At 54.4% G+C, this 19,774-nt stretch carries 15 protein-coding genes; 7 read left to right on the top strand and 8 right to left on the bottom strand.

The window, feature by feature from the left end; genetic code table 11:
* Nucleotides 1-241 precede the first annotated feature (241 nt).
* Both WJU22_RS02970 and WJU22_RS02965 read left to right on the top strand, forming a co-directional pair.
* The gene (locus tag WJU22_RS02970; protein ID WP_341841802.1) at nt 242-1,264 is read left to right on the top strand and encodes a sensor histidine kinase; all 1,023 of its coding nucleotides are present in this window, start codon (nt 242-244) and stop codon (nt 1,262-1,264) included.
* Nucleotides 1,265-1,287: 23 nt separating this feature from the next.
* Nucleotides 1,288-2,016, top strand: a complete 729-nt coding sequence (locus WJU22_RS02965; protein WP_126244464.1) for a LytR/AlgR family response regulator transcription factor — start codon at nt 1,288-1,290, stop codon at nt 2,014-2,016.
* A gap of 531 nt (nt 2,017-2,547) precedes the next feature.
* Here WJU22_RS02965 and WJU22_RS02960 read toward each other — a convergent pair.
* Nucleotides 2,548-3,309, bottom strand: coding sequence for a geranylgeranylglyceryl/heptaprenylglyceryl phosphate synthase (locus tag WJU22_RS02960; RefSeq protein ID WP_341841801.1), 762 nt, complete (start codon nt 3,307-3,309; stop codon nt 2,548-2,550).
* Between the two features lie 276 nt (nt 3,310-3,585).
* Between WJU22_RS02960 and WJU22_RS02955 the strand changes: the two genes are divergently transcribed.
* Nucleotides 3,586-6,918, top strand: coding sequence for a vitamin B12-dependent ribonucleotide reductase (locus tag WJU22_RS02955; protein WP_341841800.1), 3,333 nt, complete (start codon nt 3,586-3,588; stop codon nt 6,916-6,918).
* 933 nt (nt 6,919-7,851) lie between these two features.
* On the opposite strand, the gene WJU22_RS02950 is transcribed toward WJU22_RS02955, so the two are convergent.
* Complete coding sequence (locus WJU22_RS02950; protein ID WP_341841799.1) at nt 7,852-8,595, bottom strand: ATP-binding protein; 744 nt, start codon at nt 8,593-8,595, stop codon at nt 7,852-7,854.
* Between the two features lie 76 nt (nt 8,596-8,671).
* On the opposite strand from WJU22_RS02950, the gene WJU22_RS02945 reads away from it, so the two are divergent.
* The 3 genes from WJU22_RS02945 (at nt 8,672) to WJU22_RS02935 (ending at nt 11,223) form a co-directional block, all read left to right on the top strand.
* Nucleotides 8,672-10,015, top strand: coding sequence for an alkaline phosphatase D family protein (locus WJU22_RS02945; protein ID WP_341841798.1), 1,344 nt, complete (start codon nt 8,672-8,674; stop codon nt 10,013-10,015).
* 189 nt (nt 10,016-10,204) lie between these two features.
* Entirely contained in the window at nt 10,205-10,705 is a 501-nt protein-coding gene (locus WJU22_RS02940; protein ID WP_341841797.1) for a hypothetical protein, read from the top strand.
* Between the two features lie 17 nt (nt 10,706-10,722).
* Complete coding sequence (locus tag WJU22_RS02935) at nt 10,723-11,223, top strand: YcxB family protein (protein ID WP_341841796.1); 501 nt, start codon at nt 10,723-10,725, stop codon at nt 11,221-11,223.
* Here the strand turns inward: WJU22_RS02935 and WJU22_RS02930 are convergent, their stop codons facing one another.
* The 3 genes from WJU22_RS02930 to prs are packed head-to-tail and all read right to left on the bottom strand — an operon-like array spanning nt 11,224 to nt 13,064.
* Nucleotides 11,224-11,655: a GNAT family N-acetyltransferase gene (locus WJU22_RS02930; protein WP_341841795.1), complete on the bottom strand. Its 432-nt coding sequence runs from the start codon at nt 11,653-11,655 to the stop codon at nt 11,224-11,226.
* Nucleotides 11,656-11,666: 11 nt separating this feature from the next.
* Nucleotides 11,667-12,122 carry a hypothetical protein gene (locus WJU22_RS02925; protein WP_341841794.1) on the bottom strand — a complete coding sequence of 152 codons (456 nt, stop codon included), beginning with the start codon at nt 12,120-12,122 and terminating at the stop codon, nt 11,667-11,669.
* Nucleotides 12,123-12,131: 9 nt separating this feature from the next.
* Nucleotides 12,132-13,064, bottom strand: a complete 933-nt coding sequence (prs, locus tag WJU22_RS02920) for a ribose-phosphate diphosphokinase (RefSeq protein WP_341841793.1) — start codon at nt 13,062-13,064, stop codon at nt 12,132-12,134.
* A gap of 105 nt (nt 13,065-13,169) precedes the next feature.
* Here prs and WJU22_RS02915 point away from each other — a divergent pair, with 105 nt between their 5' ends.
* Nucleotides 13,170-13,916, top strand: coding sequence for a carboxypeptidase-like regulatory domain-containing protein (locus WJU22_RS02915; RefSeq protein WP_341841792.1), 747 nt, complete (start codon nt 13,170-13,172; stop codon nt 13,914-13,916).
* A gap of 117 nt (nt 13,917-14,033) precedes the next feature.
* On the opposite strand, the gene WJU22_RS02910 is transcribed toward WJU22_RS02915, so the two are convergent.
* From WJU22_RS02910 to WJU22_RS02900, 3 genes are read right to left on the bottom strand one after another with little or no spacing between them, the layout of a single operon-like run.
* A complete protein-coding gene (locus WJU22_RS02910) occupies nt 14,034-15,356 on the bottom strand; it encodes a TolC family protein (protein WP_341841791.1) in 1,323 nt (440 codons plus the stop codon).
* 13 nt (nt 15,357-15,369) lie between these two features.
* A complete protein-coding gene (locus WJU22_RS02905; protein WP_341841790.1) occupies nt 15,370-18,501 on the bottom strand; it encodes an efflux RND transporter permease subunit in 3,132 nt (1,043 codons plus the stop codon).
* 48 nt (nt 18,502-18,549) lie between these two features.
* Nucleotides 18,550-19,623 carry an efflux RND transporter periplasmic adaptor subunit gene (locus WJU22_RS02900; protein ID WP_341841789.1) on the bottom strand — a complete coding sequence of 358 codons (1,074 nt, stop codon included), beginning with the start codon at nt 19,621-19,623 and terminating at the stop codon, nt 18,550-18,552.
* Nucleotides 19,624-19,774 lie beyond the last annotated feature (151 nt).

Below are 19,774 nucleotides of genomic sequence, written 5' to 3'. Positions count from 1 at the left end.
TTTGGAGCCGGACAGGGCTTATGATATTGAGAATCAATTTTATATGTAAATTTTTGTCTTGATGGGATTGTCATTTCGGTCAGGAGCGCCGCCGGTGGAGGGGATTGGCGCTTTGGCCCATTTAACCGCTTAAACCGCCATTGGTAATAATTGGGTTTCGGCGCGCGGTGCTGCTTGGTATTTTTGGAAGAAGCAGGTTTTATCGCAGGACTTTGCTAACTTTTACTGAATGTTAAAACGCTTGTCTAAATATTGGTGGTGCCAGATACTCGGGTGGGGAGCGTGTGCCTTTCTTTACTTTTTCGTGGCCGTTTCGATGGACAAAATGGAGTGGTGGATGCCGCCTTACATGCTCGCCACCGCGCTCCTGGGCATTGCCATCACGCATGGTTTCCGGGCTATTATCGTCAAATACAAATGGATCGAAAAGCCGTTCGAAAGCGTGGCCATTTACTTCTTTTTCGGGAGTGTGGTGTGCGCCACGATCGATTCTTTCATCCTGAGCGGCTTCTATTACGCCATGAACCACTCCCATTTCGAGGTGGATTTCTATGACAACTGGCTGCGGACCTTCCTGCAGCAGACCACCTTTATTACGCTTTGGGCCGTGATCTATTTCCTCTGGCATTATGTGGAGGAAAGCCGTAATTCCCAGTTGAACCAGCTCCGGCTGGAAACTACCGTGCGCACGCTCGAACTGAAGACGATCAAGAGCCAGCTCAATCCGCACTTCATTTTCAATGCGTTGAACAGTATCCGCGCGCTGGTGGACGAAAATCCGCGCCGCGCCAGAACGGCTATCACCGAGCTCAGCAACATCCTCCGCAACTCGATGCAGGCGGATAAGGCCGAAACCGTGAGCCTGGAAAACGAACTGAGCATCGTAAAAGATTATCTTGCATTGGAAAATATCCGGTTCGAGGAGCGGTTGAAAGTGCAGTACGACATCGATCCGGAAACCCTCGAGCTCCCGGTGCCCCCGCTGATGCTGCAAACCCTCGTGGAAAACGCCATCAAGCACGGCATCTCCCGCGAGGTGAACGGCGGCCTGATCCTCATCGGCTCCCATGTCCACGACATGTGCCACGAGATCACCATCCGCAACACCGGGCAAATCGTCGAAAAACAGCAGAACGGCGGAGGTTTCGGCCTCGCTTCCACCCGCCAGCGGCTGGGGATCCTCTTCGGGAAAAGAGCTTCCTTCGACATCAAAAACATCGATCACGCAACGGTAGAAGCCAAAGTGCTCATGCCGCTATTATAAAATCGTCAACCAATTTTGACAGTATGAAAAAAGCTTTGATCATAGACGACGAACGACTGGCCAGGAGCGAACTCAAAAAGCTGCTGGCAGACCATCCCGAGATCGTGGTGGTAGGTGAAGCGGTAAATGCGAAAGACGGGATGGAAAAGATCGAATCGCTCAGGCCCGATCTGCTTTTCCTCGACATCCAGATGCCGGACAAGACCGGCTTTGATCTGCTGGCCGAACTGGAAAGAACGCCCCAGGTGATCTTCACCACCGCGTACGACGAATACGCGCTTAAAGCGTTCGAATACAATGCGTTGGATTACCTGCTGAAGCCCATCGAGCCGAAGCGGCTGGCCGATGCCATCCACAAGCTCCACCAGGCGGATGAAAAAGAAAGGATCGCTTCCGCCTCCGGGATCCGCAATATCCTCGGAGAAGCCGACCAGGTGTTCGTGAAAGACGGCGACCGCTGCTGGTTCGTCAAATTGCAGGAAATCAGGCTGTTCGAAAGCGTCGGCAACTATGCCCGCGTGTATTTCGAAACCAATAAGCCATTGATCCTCAAATCGTTGAATGCACTGGAAGAGCGGCTGGACGAGCGCGTGTTCTTTCGCGCCAACCGTAAACATATCGTGAACCTGCGCATGATCGAGCGGATAGATACGTATTTCAACGGCGGGCTGTTGCTGGAAATGCGCGGCGGGGAGAAGATCGAAGTGAGCCGCAGGCAGGCGGTGAAATTCAAGGAAATGATGAGCCTGTAGGGCTTTTGGATAAACCTTTTGGGAAGGGCGATGGAAATTATTTTTCCTTCGCCCTTTTTCGGTTAAACCCGGGAATGTTTTGCCGGTCTAATGCTTCGGACAATTGGACGGAGTATTTAAAGGAAAGGGCTGCCCTGGAGAAGGCAGCCCGCTTTTATTTAAATTATGCTTATGAAAAAAGGCCTTACGGCCGAAAAAACCATAGTAATGCCATAGCCGAACCATGACCTGGACAGATTACGTTACGCGTACTGTAATAAATTCTCTGGATATGCTTGTGTTAGGTATAAATACACACAAACAGGGCGGATGAAAAGCGTCGGCCTTGAATGAATCTAATAAACATTGCTCACGTCCACATCGCCGCTTATTCAGGGCCGAAATAATCTAAAAAAATGGTCTGGTTGGTTTCGGGATGCAAGATATTAAACCTCTGCAAGTTTTTTACACAAATCTTGCGGGGATCAATAAAAATTTTGATAGAGGGATAATTTGAGCGGCTGAAACGTATTGGCTTGATAAGCCAGGGGGTTAACGGGCGGCGTTTACAGGGGCGCTGTGAACGGCATCAGCGATTTCCCGGATGAGGGACGCGTCTTTTTCGATGGCGTTTCCGACAACAATGATATCGGCGCCGGCTTTACAATTCAGATATGCTTTTTCTGCGGTGCGGATACCTCCGCCCACGATCACCGGAACTTCCACCTGGCTGCTCACCCGCTGGATCATGCTTTCCGTGATAGGCTTGCGGGCGCCGGAACCGGCGTCCATATAAATCACTTTCATGCCGAGCATATCGCCCGCCATGGCCGTGCACATCGCGATATCGTCCTTATCTGCCGGAATGGGCGTGGCGTTACTGATGTAGGAAACCGTAGTGGGGGCGCCGCCGTCGATCACCATATAACCGGTGGAAATAACTTCCAGCCCGCTTTTCTTCACCGCGGCAGCAGATACCACGTGCTGGCCGATCAGCAGTTCCGGATTACGGCCCGAGATCATGGAAAGGTACAGCAGTGCGTCTGCATAGCGAGACACCTGGGAGGGGCTTCCGGGAAACAGGATCACCGGAATGTCACAGCTCGCCTTGATCTGCTGGACTACATCATCGAGATGGTCCGTGATCACCAGGCTGCCGCCCAGGAAGATGTAATCTACCTTCGATTCCGTGCATTTGCCCGCCAAATCTGCGATCCCTTCAGGTGTAACCTTATCCGGATCGATCAGAACAGCGAATGACTTTGTACCCTTTGCCTTTCTCTCGATAAAGGAATTGTATATTTTTCTGTACATTAAATAATGCATTGTTCCGGTTGTCGCAAATGTATACAATTTTTCGTAATAAGGACAGGGTGAAATAAATATGCATGGTATTGATTTTGCAATTGACTTCGCCCCAAAAACAGTGAAATATCAACACCCTTGCTGCCGTTTTTGTTAATGGAGGCTTTTCCACAAGCTGTGCAAAACAAAAACTCGTTTGTGTACCATTGTACGGTAACTTAGTTATCCCACACCAAAGAGTCGAAAAACCAGTTTTGTTTAATCCTGTTAAAAATTTTCTAGGGCATGAAAAATCAAGTAAAAAAGACCGGTGGTCTTGCGTTTTCACGGCATTTTACCCGCGAAGGCGTGAGCCCCTTCGATCAGTTCGAGTATGATTTGCGCTCTTCCGTGATCCGCAACCCGGGAGGCGATGTAGTTTTTGAAATGAATAATGTGGAAGTACCGAAGGGCTGGTCGCAGATCGCTACCGACATCCTCGCCCAGAAATACTTCCGGAAAGCCGGTGTTCCCCAGCCCGATGGCTCCACCGGCCGCGAAACCTCCGTTCGCCAGGTGATCCACCGCATGGCCAACTGCTGGCGCGCCTGGGGCGAAAAATACGATTACTTCGCCTCACCCGCCGATGCACAGGTTTTCTACGAAGAACTGGCGTATTGCATGCTCAACCAGGCCTGCGTGCCCAATTCCCCCCAATGGTTCAACACCGGCCTCTACGAAAGCTACGGCATCAAGGGCAAACCGCAGGGCCACTATTTCGTGGACCCCAAAACCGAAAAACTCCAGAAATCCACCTCCGCATACGAACGGCCGCAACCACACGCCTGTTTTATCCTGAGCGTGGACGACGACCTGGTGAACGACGGCGGCATCATGGACCTCTGGGTCCGCGAAGCGCGCATCTTTAAATACGGCTCCGGCGTAGGCACCAACTTCTCCCGCATCCGCGGAGAAGGCGAGAAACTCGGCGGCGGGGGCACCTCCTCCGGCCTCATGAGCTTCCTCAAAATCGGCGACCGCGCCGCCGGCGCCATCAAATCGGGCGGCACCACCCGCCGCGCCGCGAAAATGGTCTGCCTAGACCTCGACCACCCCGAAATCCTCAATTTCATCAACTGGAAAGTGGAAGAGGAAAAGAAAGTCGGCGCCCTCATCAACGCCGGCTACGCCTCCGATTACGAAGGCGAAGCCTACAAAACCGTTTCCGGCCAGAACTCCAATAACTCCGTCCGCATCCCCAACAGCTTCTTCCATGCCCTGGAAGCCGATGGCGACTGGAACCTCACGGCGAGAACCAACGGGAAAGTGATGAAAACGGTGAAAGCCAGCGACTTATGGAACCAGATCGCCTACGCGGCCTGGCGCTGCGCCGACCCCGGAACGCAATACGACACCACGATCAACGAATGGCATACTTGTCCGCAGGGCGGCCGCATCAACGCGTCGAACCCCTGTTCGGAATACATGTTCCTCGACAATACCGCCTGCAACCTGGCTTCGGTGAACCTTCGCCGGTTCTTCGATGAAGACGCCAGCCGGTTCGATGTGAAAGGTTTTGAATACACGGTGCGGCTGTGGACCGTGGTGCTGGAAGTTTCCGTGCTCATGGCGCAATTCCCTTCCAAAGAGGTGGCGGAGCTGAGCTATCAGTACCGCACCCTGGGGCTGGGGTACGCCAACCTCGGCAGCATGCTCATGGTAAGTGGAATCGCGTACGACAGTGAAGAGGCCCGCGGGATCGCGGGGGCGATCACGGCGATCATGACCGGCGTATCCTATAAAACATCCGCCGAAATGGCCGGGCACCTCGGCGCTTTCCCCAAATACGAAGAGAATAAACAGGACATGCTACGCGTGATGCGCAACCACCGCGCCGCTGCTTACGATGCCATCGAGGCGTACGAAGGGATCGAGATCCGGCCGCAGGGGATCAACGCGCGCTTCTGCCCGGATTACCTGCTCACGGCGGCCACCAAAGCCTGGGACGACGCCGTGCAATTGGGCGAACAATACGGTTACCGCAACGCGCAAGCCACCGTGATCGCACCCACCGGTACGATCGGCCTGGTGATGGATTGCGATACCACCGGTGTGGAACCCGATTTCGCGCTGGTGAAATTCAAAAAACTGTCGGGCGGCGGATACTTCAAGATCATCAATCAATCGATTCCCACAGCGCTCAGGAACCTCGGTTACAAAGACAATGAAGTGAAGGCGATCGTGGATTATGCAAAAGGGACGGGCAGCTTCGGCGGCGCGCCTTACATCAACCCGCAAACCCTCAGCGAAAAAGGTTTTATCAGCGACGAGCTGAAAAAACTCGACACCGCAGTAGCCTCATCTTTCGATATCGCATTCGTTTTCAACGTGTACACGCTCGGTGAGGAATGCCTGCAAAGACTGGGCTTCACGCCGGAGCAGTATTTCAATATGGAATTCAGCCTGCTGCACGAGCTCGGATTTACCGACGAACAGATCGAAGCGGCGAACGATTACGTTTGTGGTACGATGACGGTGGAAGGCGCGCCCTACCTGAAAGAGGCGCATCTGCCGATTTTCGATTGCGCCAATAAATGCGGGAAAAAAGGCGAACGCTACATCCATCCCCACGGGCATATCCGGATGATGGCCGCGGCGCAGCCGTTCATTTCCGGCGCTATTTCCAAAACCATCAACCTGCCCAACGAGGCCGTGGTAGAAGAAATCGCGGATTCCTATAAACTGAGCTGGGAACTGGGTTTGAAAGCCTGCGCGCTGTACCGCGACGGTTCCAAACTGAGCCAGCCGCTGAGCAACAAGAGCGACAAAAAGAAAAAATCCACCGAAGCGGAAGCGCCTGCAGCAGAAACCGCGCAGATCATCGATATGAACCAGCTCACGATCGACGAGCTGCTGGAAGAACTGAACAAGCGCATGACCGCGAGCACGGACACTTCGCTGAAACGCGCGCTGTCGCGGATCGTGGAGCGCAAAACGCTGCCGGCCAAGCGCCGTGGGTTTACGCAGAAAGCGAAAGTGGGCGGTCAGCCGATTTTCGTGCGCACCGGCGAATATGGCGACGGTACGCTGGGCGAGATTTTCGTGGACCTGGCGAAAGAGGGTTCCACATTGCGCAGCCTCATGAACTGCTTCGCCATCGCGGTGAGCGTGGGATTGCAGTATGGCGTGCCGCTGGAAGAGTTTGTGGACAAGTTCGTGTTTACGCGGTTTGAGCCCGCCGGAATGGTAGACCATCCGAACATCCGTTCGGCTACTTCGCTGATCGATTATATTTTCCGTGTGTTGGGATACGAGTACCTCGGCCGCACGGACCTCGTCCACATCCTCGATGCACCGGGCAATACGGGCGAAGACGAGTGGGACGAAGCGCCTGCCGCGCCGGCGGCGAAGCCCGCGCTGTCGAACGTGCGGATCGTGGGCAACAAGCCGGAAGCGCCGGCACCGAAATCGGCCAAAGCGCAGCCTGTGGCGGCTGCGGGGAGCGAAGGCGGTACCCAGGAATACATGCGCAGCATGCAGAGCGATGCGCCGGCATGTAACACCTGCGGGCACATAACGGTTCGTTCCGGCACATGCTACAAATGCCTGAATTGCGGAAATAGCATGGGTTGTAGCTGATTCATTCAGGACTTTTTAACAAGAATCGGCGTTCCGGTGAAATGTGGCCGCATGATGAAACCGGCCATGGTAGTGGGTTTGACAAGTATAAATAATGCTGATACTTTGTTAATTATTTGTTATTCACCGCTGAAAATTTCAAATAAAGTTAACATCGATATACCTTTGTATACAAATAGGGTTTTCATAGGATAGTAACAAATTGAGGGCGCTTTTCTAAGTGCCCTTTTTCTTTTCAAACCCTTGAAGGCTGCGGGTTTCGCAGTTCGACGCTTTCTCTTTTCGTTTTCACATTTCTTTAAGATTTCAAGCGCAAAAATGCGGTTTCGCCGCGTGCGGAATTTTTTTGTCACACCTGTGTTCGAAATACGACACGTTCATTTTTCCGTCATTTGCTTTCGCCGGATTCTCCGCTGCAGTTTCGCCGCAGTGAATTGAAAGTTGGGCCCGTTAACCAGGAACATTCTAGCAACCGATGTTGGGAATGAAAGCTTTGTACTTGATAATTTGAAGTCGGTGGATGGGTACCGCCGGCGGCTAGTTGCGCGCGTTACATATGTGAGAATTTTCCGGAGGTATTGATACTGGTCATTTTACCCAAAGAGGCATCCTTTCATTAACATTTCGGCAGGGGGTGCAAAACCGTTTTTGTCCAGCGGGTTATTTTTTCTTGAATTCCGTTTAAAAAAACGCCCTCCAATTTCAAAATATTCATTTTTCTGGCGCTTTTTTGTCGAAATCGAATATTAAACGGAAACCGATTGTAGTTATTTAATTTATTTTATATTTGTTAAAGTATTAATTTTTTATATGGTTACTGTCCTATGAAAAACCAAATATTCCTACACCGCGAGAATCTTCTTGCACAGTAAATGACTCTCGAAAGCAATGGATTTTTCCATTGCTTTTGTTTTTTTATGCGGTGGTAATAAGTTAACCTACAGGATGCAACTCGCGGAAATGAAAGCGGGTATCCCAGGCAGGAGGCGCATCGTCCTTTTCCGAATCCTCTTTTTTATAACAATCGTCGTTATTGCGCGCAGGTGCATACGTCCGCGTCACCGTTTCGCCCATTTGGAAAGGCACCGGCTCATGGAATATAGGGCCGTCGTACACAAAACTGTGGAATTCCCCGTTTTCCCCGCAAGGGTCCACATTATCCGGCAAATCTTCCAGGAAAGCCGCGTCGAACTCCCGCCCGGCAAACGATGCCGGCAAATACCGGTCGTTCACGCAAACGATCACCGCCCTGAACCCCGACGCAATGAAATCTTTCGCCAGCTCCAGGCTGTCGCGCTTCCAAAGCGGGAAAATTCCTTCCATCCCGGCCTTTGCCAGCTGCGATTCCCGGTAAGCCCGCAAATCTTCCAGGAAAATATCCCCGAACACCGCCCGGCTGATCCCCGCCTGCCGGTAACTTTCCAGCGCTTCGGTCATGATCCCGTTATAATCTTCCATCGACGCGTTTTCGGGGAGATATGCCTTTTTCAGCGGAATGCCCGTCCGCAGCGCCTGCTCGTCCAGCAACCGTTCCTGCACCCCGTGCATCGAAACACGGCGGTAGGCGGCGCTGAGGGTCGTGAACAAACCACTGACCTGAATATTTCCCTGCTTTTGCAGTTGCCAGAGGGCGAAAGACGCGTCTTTCCCTCCGCTCCAGTTGAGATATGCTTCCATTTCACGTAAAATTATTCTAATTCCAAATCATTAACGGGGCGGGAGGGTTATATTTGGTGACCTAAACCTGCTTTCCATGCGCGCTATCCCCTGCATCCTCTTCGCCCTTTTCTTGTCTTGTTCCGTCATCGCCCAGCATAAAGGTCTCGTGGCCGGCCCCATGACCGGGTCCGTAGAACTGCGCGACGCCATCGTTTGGGTGGAAGTGGCGCCCACGGTGAAGCAGGTGGCCATCCGGTTCTGGCCGAAAGGGCAGGAGGGCCGCGCGCGTTCCCAGAACTGGACCGGGAAATCCGATAAAACGTATCTCCCCGTCAAACTGCAGCTCGTCAACCTCGATCCCGCCACGGAATACGAATACGAGGTGGTAATAGATAAAATCCCGGCCAAAAGGTCGTCCTTCAAAACCAAAACCCTCTGGCAATACCGCATGCCCGCGCCCGATTTTACATTCCTGACGGGCTCTTGCGCGTATTTCAACGAAGACGGGTTCGACCGGCCGGGCAAGCCCTACGGCAAGGATTCCTCCATCTTCCTCACGATGGCCAGGGAAAAAGCCGATTTCATGCTCTGGCTGGGCGATAACTGGTACACCCGTGAAGTGGATTACCATTCCGCGCCCGGGCTGGCCTACCGCGCGCACCGCGACCGCTCCCTGCCCGTGCTCCAGCCTTTCCTGTCGGCCATGCCGCATTACGCCACCTGGGACGATCATGATTTCGGGCCGAACGATGCGAGCAAAGCCTATATTTTCCGCGACGAAAGCCGCGCCGTGTTCATGGATTACTGGCCCAATCCCACCTTCGGCCGGGATGGAAAAGGTATTTATACCCAGTTCAGTTTCAATGACGTAGACTTTTTCCTGCTGGACGGGCGCTACTTTTCCAGCGGCTCCCGGATGCCCGACAGCATCGGCGGCAAACCGAACGCGGAAAAGAAAATGTACGGGGACGAGCAGATGGAATGGCTCCGCAACGCCCTGCTGCAAAGCAATGCCCGCTTCAAGGTGGTGGCTACCGGCAGCCAGGCGCTGAACGTGTATTCCCGGTGGGACAGTTTTCATCATTTTCCGGTTGAGTATCAATCGTTTATGGATTGGCTGAACGAGGTGAACATCCCCGGGATCGTGTTCCTCACGGGCGACAGGCACCATTCCGAGGTCGTAAAAATGGACCGTCCGGGCAATTATCCCCTGTACGACATCACGAATTCTCCCCTCACGTCCGGCGAAGCCGCCCCTTCGGGCATCGAAGTGAACAGCCCGATCCGCGTGGCGGGAACGTTGGTGGTGACGCAGAACTACAGCAGGATCAAGGTGTTAGGGCCGCAAGACGATCGCAGGATGCAGGTGGAGTTCGTGGACCGGAACGGCCAGGTGCTGGGGAAATTTGAAGTGGCGGCCAAAGACCTGAAAAAATAATTCGGGGAATGCTGCAACTTTTCTTGCAGCGGTTCGTCTTTTTGATGAAAGGCCCAAAAGGATGTTGGTAGCTTGACAAGTGCTGTTTGTACCGGAAAACCGGGGATTCGTCAAAAGGGCTTTTATTTCACCAGTTATTTTGTATTTTTAGGTCATTAAACTATTACCCTTATGAAAAAGCTGTTGTTTATGTTGGCAATCGGAACGGTGGTTTCATCCGCCGCGTTCGCCCACAACGGCGATAAGACTACCAATAACGGCGACAAGTCTGCCAATAATGGCGACAAGACCGAAAAGGGCGCTACCGTAACCGCTGCCACCGCCAAAGCCAAATCGAGCAACAGGCTGGAGGAGATCCTGTGGACCGTTCCGCAGTCGAAAGTGGAGAAAGTAGACGAGCTGGAAATGAACAAGGCCATGGTAGACCTTTATAAGTGGTATTTACAGAACGAAACCCGCATTCAGAACGATCCTTCCCTCAAGCTGGATCCGAAAGACCAAATCGTTGCGCCTTTCAAGGTAGACCCGAAAGTCCTGCAACAATACATGCAATTCATCAAGAAAAACTTCCCCGGTCTCAACGAAGATGATCTGAGCGACAAGCGCACGGCCAGCAAAACCCGCAAAACCGCGCCTGTATCCACTTGCGACGATCTCGACAGCCCGATGCCTTTGACGGCTTCGAAATAATTTCGTAAGTTCGTTTAATGCATCTGCTCCAGTTTACCTACAACAGGGAAGAAGTTATCAATGCATTACGGTTCCATTTTTTACGCAGGGGCGAAATCAAGGTTTTTCGCAATGCCCTGATCATATTGCTATTGGCAACCGTGATCGGATACGTGTTTCGTTTGGTGAATTTCAACGCCATGCTGGGGATCGTGCTCATGATGTTGGTCCTGGGCTGGGCGTTCTGGTACCTGCTCCCCGTTTCCACTTACAATAAAGCCGCCACTTTCAGGGATAACATCCGCCTGCATTATAACGATGAAGGAATGGCCATCCAGACCGGCGTGGGAGAACGCCAGCTGTCGTGGCGCAATTTCAACCAGATCGTGGAAACGGATTCATTTTTCTATCTCTACCGCGACAAACGGAGTTTCTTCCTCATTCCCACGAGTGCTTTCCAGAGCAGCGAAGCGCACCTGCAATTCCGTGAGCTGATGCAGCGCGCGATCCCTGATTATCACCGGAAAGACAAATCCTGATCAGAGTTTCCTGAACATTTCGACATGGTCGATGCCTACTTCGGTGAAAATTCCGCCGCGGGTGGAATAGCCGTTTTTTTCGTAGAAAGGCCGTGCGAGGTCGCGGGCGTGCATCATCAATTCTTCGAACCCTTCTTTCCGCGCCTGTTCTTCGGCGAAGCGGAGTACAAGGCTGCCGGTGCCTTTGCCCTGCTGATCGTCGTCTACCGCCATTTGCCGCAATTGCACGGTAGTTGCGGTTGCCGGAGTGAGGATGCAACAGCCCACGACGCGTTCGCCATCGAAGCAGCCGATGAGGATGTCGTGCATTTCCTGTTGCAGGTATTCCTCCGAAAAAGTGAGGCCCAGCGGGCGGCGGAGGATTTTGTCGCGCAGCGCGATCATGCTGTGATGGTCGCAACTGCCGTATTCGATGAGGCGGATATCGGGCATTGGACGAAGGTTTACCAAATGACGTTTTCGGTGTAGGGCTGACGGGCGTAATCGGGGAACGGGCGGACTTTTTCCAATAAAGCCGTTCGCACATTGAATTCCCAGATGGCGGCATCTTCCATCCACGGATCTTCGAGGATCAGCAGGGATTCCGGGCCGGATTGGCGCATGTCGAAAACGCCGACGCCATGGTAACGGTTGACGGTGCCGTTTCTGCTGACGGCCAGTCCATCATTCCCTCCAACGGCAGCCCAGTGGCCATTTTCAGCCAGTACGCCGCAGGTAGGGTTACCGTAAAACGAATCGATCAATATTGCTTTTCTGGCGTTGAAATCGAGCAGATAAGCTGCTTCGAAAATGCTGACCAGGCCGAATGATTCATTTTCTGCATGGATAACGAGATCCGGTCCCCCGCTTTCCTTCATACTTCGATACAACTGCTCAAACAATTCGGTTTCCGTAAACATGCAATGAATTTATACTGGATTACTGTTAAAATATTCAAGTATCACCGGCGCCACAGACCTCACTTCCAGCATGGGATCGTTGATCTGGAGGGCGTTGGGGTGCGTATCCGTGCAAACGAGCCGCGTGATGATGCCGCTGTCGCGGATACGGTCGAAGCCGTTGCCGGCGAAAATGCCGTGGGTGGTGATCACGGCGATGGAAGAAGCGCCCGCCTGTTGGTACGCCTGCGCGGCGTTGAGGAGCGAACCGCCGGTGCGGATCATGTCGTCGTAAATAATGACGGGCGTATCCTGCACGTTGGCGCTGATGGCGGTGACGTGCGTTTCTTCCCCCGAAATCCGCTTTTTGAACACGAATGCCGCGGGAACGCCAAGGTCGTTGGCGAGGGACTCCACCCATTTGGCGCGGCCGGAATCGGTGCTGGCCAATACGAACGGTTTGCCGCCGGCAATATCCAGCGCCGCCTGTTGGACGATTTTTTTGGCGTACAGATGCACGGGCCTCACATTGCTTTCAAAGTAATACGATATTCCGTCTACATGTAAATCTATCATGATCACCCTGATGCCGTTGGCGGCGGCGGGCAGGGCGGAAAACAGCGTGGCACGGGTTTTGGCTTTTACGATCTCCCCGTACTGCACGGCCCTTTCCATGGTGGAATAGCCGAAGTAGGGGATGACGAGGTTGACGCAGAGGGCACCGTACTGGATACAGCCGTTGGCGATGTCGAACAGTTCGAGGGTTTCCTTATCGTCTATCGTTCCGCCGATCAAAACCACTTCCTTCCCGCTAACGTTGGAGGTTATACGGTGATAATGTTCGCCGTCGGGGAAATCACGGATGGAAAGGAGCCCCGGTTCCCAGGTGTCTGGCGCGATGGCGAGCAGCCGCTCCCTGAGATATTGGTACCTTTGCGTGGAAAAGACGATTTTACGGGCCATGGCTTGAATTTCAGGAGTTTCCCGAAATTATGTCAAAAGCGTCAGGCTTATAAATTATTTTTAACGTTTCATTTGAGCCCGGAACGTTAAATTTGAGAGCATAGTATGAAGCAATTTCTGTTAAGATACGCTGTGGCGGCGGGTGTTTTATGCCTGATCGGACTGCAGGAAGCCAGCGCGCAGGCTGTCCGGCTGATGGGTATGATCACCGATGCCGACACGCGCACGGGGCTCCCGGGTGTTACCGTCTGGAACAAACGCAGCAACATGGGCGCGATCTCCAGTGAAACGGGCCGCTATTACATCGAGGCGCTGCCGGGAGACACTATCGAGTTTTCCAGCATCAGCTACGTGCGCACCGCCTATGTGGCGCCCGGCATTTCCGCCACCCGCAACGTAGAAATGAAGCGCCATATCATGGGGCTCCAGGGTATCAACATCCGTGGCCGCATCTACAAACAGGACTCCCTCGCCATCCGCGAAGAATACGAACGCTATTTCGGGTACAAGCGCCCCGGCGCGCTGGATGTGCTGAAAACACTGCCGTCTAACCCCATCACCGCGCTCACTTACCTCGTTCCCAGCAAAGCCCGCAAACGCCGCGAGAAATTCGGCGAACAGCTCAAATACTGGGAAGAGGAAAAACATATCGACTACCGCTACAATCCCGACCTGGTGGCCAAAATCACCAAACTGGAAAGCCCCGAGCTGGATTCGTTCATGCTCGCCTACCGCCCGCCTTACAACTTCCTGCTGAACGCCACGGAATACGATCTGCTGCTGTTCATCAAACAATCGTACGAACGCTGGCAAAAACAGCGCGGCGAATTGAGGAAGGATTCTTCCAACTAAGATTTTCCAACATAAGCAAACGCCCGTCCAGCTGCAAGCCGACGGGCGTTTGCCGTTATAAAAAATCCCGTCCGGCGGTAGCTGGACGGGATTTTTCGTTCATATCTGCTTGGGAGATTATTTCAGTAATCCGCCTTTGAGCCGCATGAGCTCCGTTTCGGCCACTTTCGTGTTGTAGCGCGCCTGGATGAGGCGGTAGGCGGCGAGCTCGAGGCTTTGCTGGGCTTCTTTCACTTCCAGCGTGGTGGAAACCCCTTGCCGGAAGCGTTCCAGCGCCACCATGGTGTTTTCGCGGGCGAGGTCTACGCTTTCCTGTTCCAGTTCCAGCGCCATTTTGTAGTACTCGTAATCGCGGTAGGCGTTGCGCAGTTGCAATTGCACCAGCGAAGCCTGGTTATCGAGGGCGAGTTGCTGGTATTCGATATCGAGCTTCGCGGCTTTGTATTGGCGATGTGCGTTGAGGCCGTTGAAAATGGGCACCGTGGCGGAAAAGCCGTAGTTGAAGCCGCGGTTCTGGTTGAACACGGGGCTGAACTGGTTGATGGCGGCACTCGCGCGCGACTGGTTGAAATTATACGCGGAGTTGAAAGACAGCACCGGGAAAAAATCCCCTTTTCTTTCCTTCAGCGTCAGCCGTGAAATTTCCAGGTTCTGACGGGAGATCTGCAGCTGGGGGTTCGTCTGGTTGACGTTTTCCAGGATCTGTCCGTATGTGTATTGGAGGTTCAGCGGAATAGTGTCGCGCACATCGTAGTTCACGCTTTCGTCGGCGATAGCGAGCAGTTGATTGAGCGCGGCTTTGCTTTGCTCGATGACGGTTTGCTGGCGGAGCCAGTTGGCACGTTGTGCGTTGTAGTCCACTTTCGCCTGGAGCCAATCCGTTTTCGGCGCAAGCCCGGTCTGGAACTTGGCGTCGGAAAGTTTCACGCGTTCGTCGGAAATGGACATCTGCTCGGCGAGGGCGCGCAGTTGCTGTTTTTGCTGCGCGATGTTGTAATAGCTGTTGATGATATTGGCGACGGTATTCTCGACCTGGTTGCGGACGGCTAGTTCGCCCAGGATCTCTATGGCCTGAACGCGCTGGCGCGTAGCGAACATCTTGAGGCCGTCGAACAGCGTCCAGTTGAGGTTGACGGCCGCCTGCAGCTGTTTGTTCTTGATGCCGGAGGTATCGCGTTTGGTGCCGTTGCCGAATTCCTGTTTGGTGGCGGTGTTGGTCCAGGTTTGAGCGGCGGTGCCGTTGATGCGCGGCGCGAAGGCGAAGTTGGCGTAGGCGTTATCGTTGGCCGACACTTCGGCGTCGTTGCGCGCCATACGGATATCGAAGTTGTTTTTCAGCCCCAGGTCGATCGCCTGTTCCAGCGTGAGCACCTGCTGCGCGCGGGTGGCGGTGCAGGCGAGGATCAGGGAGATGAAGAAGAATATCTGTTTCAGTTTCATTGTTAGCATGGTTTTAGGCGTGCGCGGCGGATGCTGCCTCTTCGGGTACTTTCGAATCGGTTACCGCGTCTTCGAATTCCGTGTTCTTCTTCCTGCGGCTGAGGAAGGTATACACGGCGGGGATCACGTACAGCGTGAGCACGAGCGAGAACATGATCCCGCCTACGATCACGATCCCCAGCGGGATGCGGCTGGTAGAAGCGGCTCCGAGGCTCATCGCGATGGGAAGCGCGCCCAACGCCATGGCGAGCGATGTCATGAGGATCGGGCGCAAGCGCATCACTGCGCCTTCGATCGCCGCGTCGGATTTCTCCCGGCCGGCGTCGCGCATGTGGTTGGCGAATTCCACGATGAGGATCCCGTTTTTCGTCACCAGGCCGATCAGCATAATTACCCCGATCTGCGAGAAGATGTTCCAGGTCTGGTTGAAGAGCTTCAGCGACAGGAACGCGCCCGCAAACGCCATGGGCACCGTCAGCATGATGATCAGCGGATCGATCCAGCTTTCGAACTGTGCGGCAAGCACGAGGTAAATGAGGATGAGTGCCAGCAGCAGCGCGAACATGGTGTTGGAGCCGGATTCGGCATAGTCGCGCGAGGAGCCGCTCAGCGCGGTGTCGAACGAATTGTCGATCACTTTTTCCTTTTCCAGTTTGGCGTAAATGGCGTGCATGGCGTCGATACCGTCGCCGATGGTTTTGCCGGGGGCAAGTCCTGCGGAGATGGTGGCCGATTTCATACGGTTATAGTGATAGATGACCGGCGGGCTCGTTTCTTCTTCGATGGTCACGAGGTTATCGAGCTGGATGGCTTCGCCGCGTGCGTTGCGGACGTAGATGCTTTGCAGGTCTACGGGGTCGTCGCGGTCGGCGCGGAACACCTGGCCCATTACCTGGTATTGTTTACCGTTGCGGATGAAGTAACCGAAGCGGCGGTTGGAAAGGGCGAGTTGGAGGGTGGAGGAGATATCTTCCACCGAAACGCCGAGTTCGCTGGCCTTGGCCCGGTTGATGTGGATGCGGAGCTCGGGTTTGTTGAACTTGAGGTCTACGTCAACGCCCTGGAAAACCGGGTTGGCGGAAGCTTCTTCCACGAACCGGGGGATGACGGCGGAGAGTTTCTCGAAGTTTACGTTCTGCAGCACGAAAGCTACGGGCAAACCGCCGCGGCGGCCTACCTGGATGGTTTGCTGCTCGATGGCGAACACCTTGCCCTGGGGGAACCGGTACATATTCCGGTTTACCATATTCACGATGTCTTTCTGCGAGCGGAGGCGCTCGTTCGGCTCGGGGAGCGTCACGAACGAGAAGGCCGTGTTCACGGAGCCCGCGCCGGAGAAGCCCGGCGCCGTCACGGAAAGGATCACTTTCTTTTCGGGGATGGAATCTTTCATGAAGTTCACCAGGTCTACCACGTATTGGTCCATGGCATCGTAGGCGGTGCCTTCGGGCGTGGTGATGGAAAGGCGGAACGTGCTGCGGTCTTCCACCGGCGCCAGTTCGGACTGGATGTTGGTGAACAGCACGTATATCATCCCGATACAGGCCGCAATGATCACCCAGGCGAACCAGCGGATCTGAATGAAGGAAGCGAGCGTATTCTTGTAGCTTCGTTCCATCCACTGGAAGAACGGCTCCGTTTTTTCGTAGAACCAGGAATGCTTGTGCGTTTTACGGGCGAGCTTCACGTTGAGCACGGGCGTGAGCGTGAGCGATACGAAAGCCGAGATCAATACGGCGCCGGCCACCACGATCCCGAATTCCCGGAACAGACTGCCCACGAACCCTTGCAGGAAGATGATCGGGAGGAACACGAACGCGAGGGTTACCGACGTGGCGATCACCGCAAAGAAGATCTCTTCGGAACCTTCCTTGGCGGCGCGCATGCGCGGCATGCCCAGCTCGATCTTTTTATAAATGTTTTCCGTGACCACGATACCATCGTCTACCACGAGCCCCGTAGCCAGTACGATGGCCAGCAACGTGAGGATGTTGATGGTGAACCCGCAGATGTACATGATGAAGAACGCGCCGATGAGCGACACGGGAATGTCCACGATCGGGCGAAGGGCCATGAGCCAGTCGCGGAAGAACAGGTACACGATGAGGATTACCAGCGTGAGGGCGATGATGAGCGTTTCCTGCACCTCATGGATACTCTTCTTGATGAAGGCGGTATTGTCCATGGCGATGTTGAGGGTGATGTCTTCCGGCACCTCCTGCTTCAGCTGGTCGTATCTTTTATAGAACTCTTCGGCGATGGCCACGTAGTTGGATCCGGGTTGCGGAATGAGGGCGAGGGCGATCATGGGCACGCCGGATTCCTTCAGCTGCGTTTCCTCGTTTTCCGGCCCGAGCACGGCCTGGCCCACGTCGCGGAGCCGGATTTCAGCGCCGTTGACGTTCTTGATGATGAGTTCGTTGAATTCCTCTTCCGTATCCAGCCGCCCGAAAGTGCGCACGGTCAGCTCGGTGGCGTTGCCGGCGATCTTACCGGAAGGCAGCTCCACGTTCTCGCGCTGGAGGGCCAGCTGTACGTCGCCCGGAGTGAGGGAATAGGCGGAAAGGCGCGCGGGGTCCATCCAGATGCGCATGGCGTATTTCTTCTCGCCCCAGATCTGGATGGCGGAAACGCCGGGGATGGTCTGCAGCCGTTCGAGGAGCACGTTGGTGGCGTACTCGGTGACTTCGAGCTGGTTGCGGGTGTTAGACTGGACGGTCATGGAAATGATGGCGTCCGAGTTGGCGTCGGCTTTGGATACCACGGGCGGGGCTTCCAGGTCGTTGGGCAGGTTGCGCTGCGCCTGGGAAACTTTGTCGCGCACGTCGTTGGCCGCGGCTTCGAGGTCTTCGCTCAGCTCAAATTCCACCGTGATGTTGGAGGAGCCCTGTGAGCTGAGGGAAGAGATATTTTTGATACCGGCCACACCGTTGATCGCTTTTTCGAGCGGTTCGGTGATCTGGGTTTCGATGATGTCGGAGTTGGCGCCGGGGTAGGACGTGCGGACGTTCACCACCGGCGGGTCGATGGCGGGGAAGTCGCGCACCCCGAGGAAGGTGAACCCGACCAGGCCGAAGATCACGATGATGATGTTCATCACGATGGCGAGGACGGGCCTTTTAAGCGATATGGAGGGTAAGCTCATGAGTTTCGTTGTTAAGTTCTGGGAACCGCTGTTGTTTCGGGCAGCGCACTATTGCACCTTATTATATTGAAAGGGCATTCCGGGTTTCAGCTGGAGGATACCGGTGGTGATGACGGTGTCCCCGATCTGGAGGCCGCTGGTGATCTGCACGTTGTTTTCGTTACGGATGCCGGTTTCCACGTTCACGAATTTGGCTTTGCCGCTATCGGCCACGATCACCTGTTTGAACCGGGTCCCGGGGATCACGGCCTGTGAGGGGATCATAATGGCGTTGGGATTGTCTTTCAGCTGGATGGAAGTGCGGGCGAACGATCCGGGGAACAGGGTGCCGTTGGGATTGGGCACGATGGCGCGGATTTTCACGCTGCGGGTTGCCAGGTCGATCTTGGGATCGATGGCGTAGATGGAGCCGCGGTAGCGGACGGTGTCTCCGGTCACGGAAAAAGAAACCGGGTCGCCTTTACGGATGGCGTTGCGGTATTTTTCGGGTGAAGCGAAGTCGATCTTCAGGGGATCGAGTTGCTGGAGGGTGGTCATAATAGTGGTGGGGCCTACGATGGCGCCTTCAGACACGTTGCGGAGGCCGATGGTGCCGCTGAAGGGGGCGCGGATCTCCGTTTTCTGGAGCTGTGCCTTATTATATTCGATGTCTGCGCCGTAGGCGGCCACCTGGTTGGTGGTCACGTCTACGTCTTGCCGGGAGATACCGTTGATCTTGAGGAGGGATTCCTGGCGGGAGAGGGTGGTTTTGGCGAGCTCGCGCTGGAGCTCGAGCTTGCGGAGCTGGGCGAGGATGTCGCCATCGTATAGCTTGATGAGCAGGGTGCCTTTGGCCACTTTGACGCCTTCTTTAAAATATATATTGGTGATACGGCCGGTGATCTCGGGTTTGAGCTCTACTTCCTCGTTGCTTTGGAGGGTGCCGGATGCTTCGATGATTTCGTCGAGTTTCACGGGTTTCACGACATAGGCGTCGGCCATGATGGGTTTGCCGGCAGGGCGGGCGCCGGCGGATGGCGCGCCGGGTTTGGCGTCGGTTTTTGCAGTCAGCTTATAAATAAAGAAGCCGGCAGCAGCCAGAACCAGGAATAGAATAATAATTCGTAAGGTCTTATTTCGCATGTTTCAGTCTATATAAAGTTTAGTAACCGCTTGCGGTTTTTCGGTCCGGGGATCGGGACGTGGAATCCTTCCCTCGCAAGTTAAGGGATTTCGAAGCCGGACAAATTTAATAATTGGACGTTATCGCGTTCCCGATCCGGTTTTAAATATG

The organism is Chitinophaga caseinilytica (assembly GCF_038396765.1).
Lineage (GTDB): Bacteria > Bacteroidota > Bacteroidia > Chitinophagales > Chitinophagaceae > Chitinophaga > Chitinophaga caseinilytica.
This window is presented reverse-complemented; position numbering and strand designations above follow the sequence as displayed.

Bases quoted from the DNA above. Each gene is read 5' to 3' on its own strand.
- WJU22_RS02965 (WP_126244464.1), top strand. From the start codon at position 1,288: ATGAAAAAAGCTTTGATCATAGACGACGAACGACTGGCCAGGAGCGAA.
- WJU22_RS02960 (WP_341841801.1), bottom strand. From the start codon at position 3,309: ATGTACAGAAAAATATACAATTCCTTTATCGAGAGAAAGGCAAAGGGT.
- WJU22_RS02955 (WP_341841800.1), top strand. From the start codon at position 3,586: ATGAAAAATCAAGTAAAAAAGACCGGTGGTCTTGCGTTTTCACGGCAT.
- WJU22_RS02950 (WP_341841799.1), bottom strand. From the start codon at position 8,595: ATGGAAGCATATCTCAACTGGAGCGGAGGGAAAGACGCGTCTTTCGCC.
- WJU22_RS02945 (WP_341841798.1), top strand. From the start codon at position 8,672: ATGCGCGCTATCCCCTGCATCCTCTTCGCCCTTTTCTTGTCTTGTTCC.
- WJU22_RS02940 (WP_341841797.1), top strand. From the start codon at position 10,205: ATGTTGGCAATCGGAACGGTGGTTTCATCCGCCGCGTTCGCCCACAAC.
- WJU22_RS02935 (WP_341841796.1), top strand. From the start codon at position 10,723: ATGCATCTGCTCCAGTTTACCTACAACAGGGAAGAAGTTATCAATGCA.
- WJU22_RS02930 (WP_341841795.1), bottom strand. From the start codon at position 11,655: ATGCCCGATATCCGCCTCATCGAATACGGCAGTTGCGACCATCACAGC.
- WJU22_RS02925 (WP_341841794.1), bottom strand. From the start codon at position 12,122: ATGTTTACGGAAACCGAATTGTTTGAGCAGTTGTATCGAAGTATGAAG.
- prs (WP_341841793.1), bottom strand. From the start codon at position 13,064: ATGGCCCGTAAAATCGTCTTTTCCACGCAAAGGTACCAATATCTCAGG.
- WJU22_RS02915 (WP_341841792.1), top strand. From the start codon at position 13,170: ATGAAGCAATTTCTGTTAAGATACGCTGTGGCGGCGGGTGTTTTATGC.
- WJU22_RS02910 (WP_341841791.1), bottom strand. From the start codon at position 15,356: ATGAAACTGAAACAGATATTCTTCTTCATCTCCCTGATCCTCGCCTGC.
- WJU22_RS02905 (WP_341841790.1), bottom strand. From the start codon at position 18,501: ATGAGCTTACCCTCCATATCGCTTAAAAGGCCCGTCCTCGCCATCGTG.
- WJU22_RS02900 (WP_341841789.1), bottom strand. From the start codon at position 19,623: ATGCGAAATAAGACCTTACGAATTATTATTCTATTCCTGGTTCTGGCT.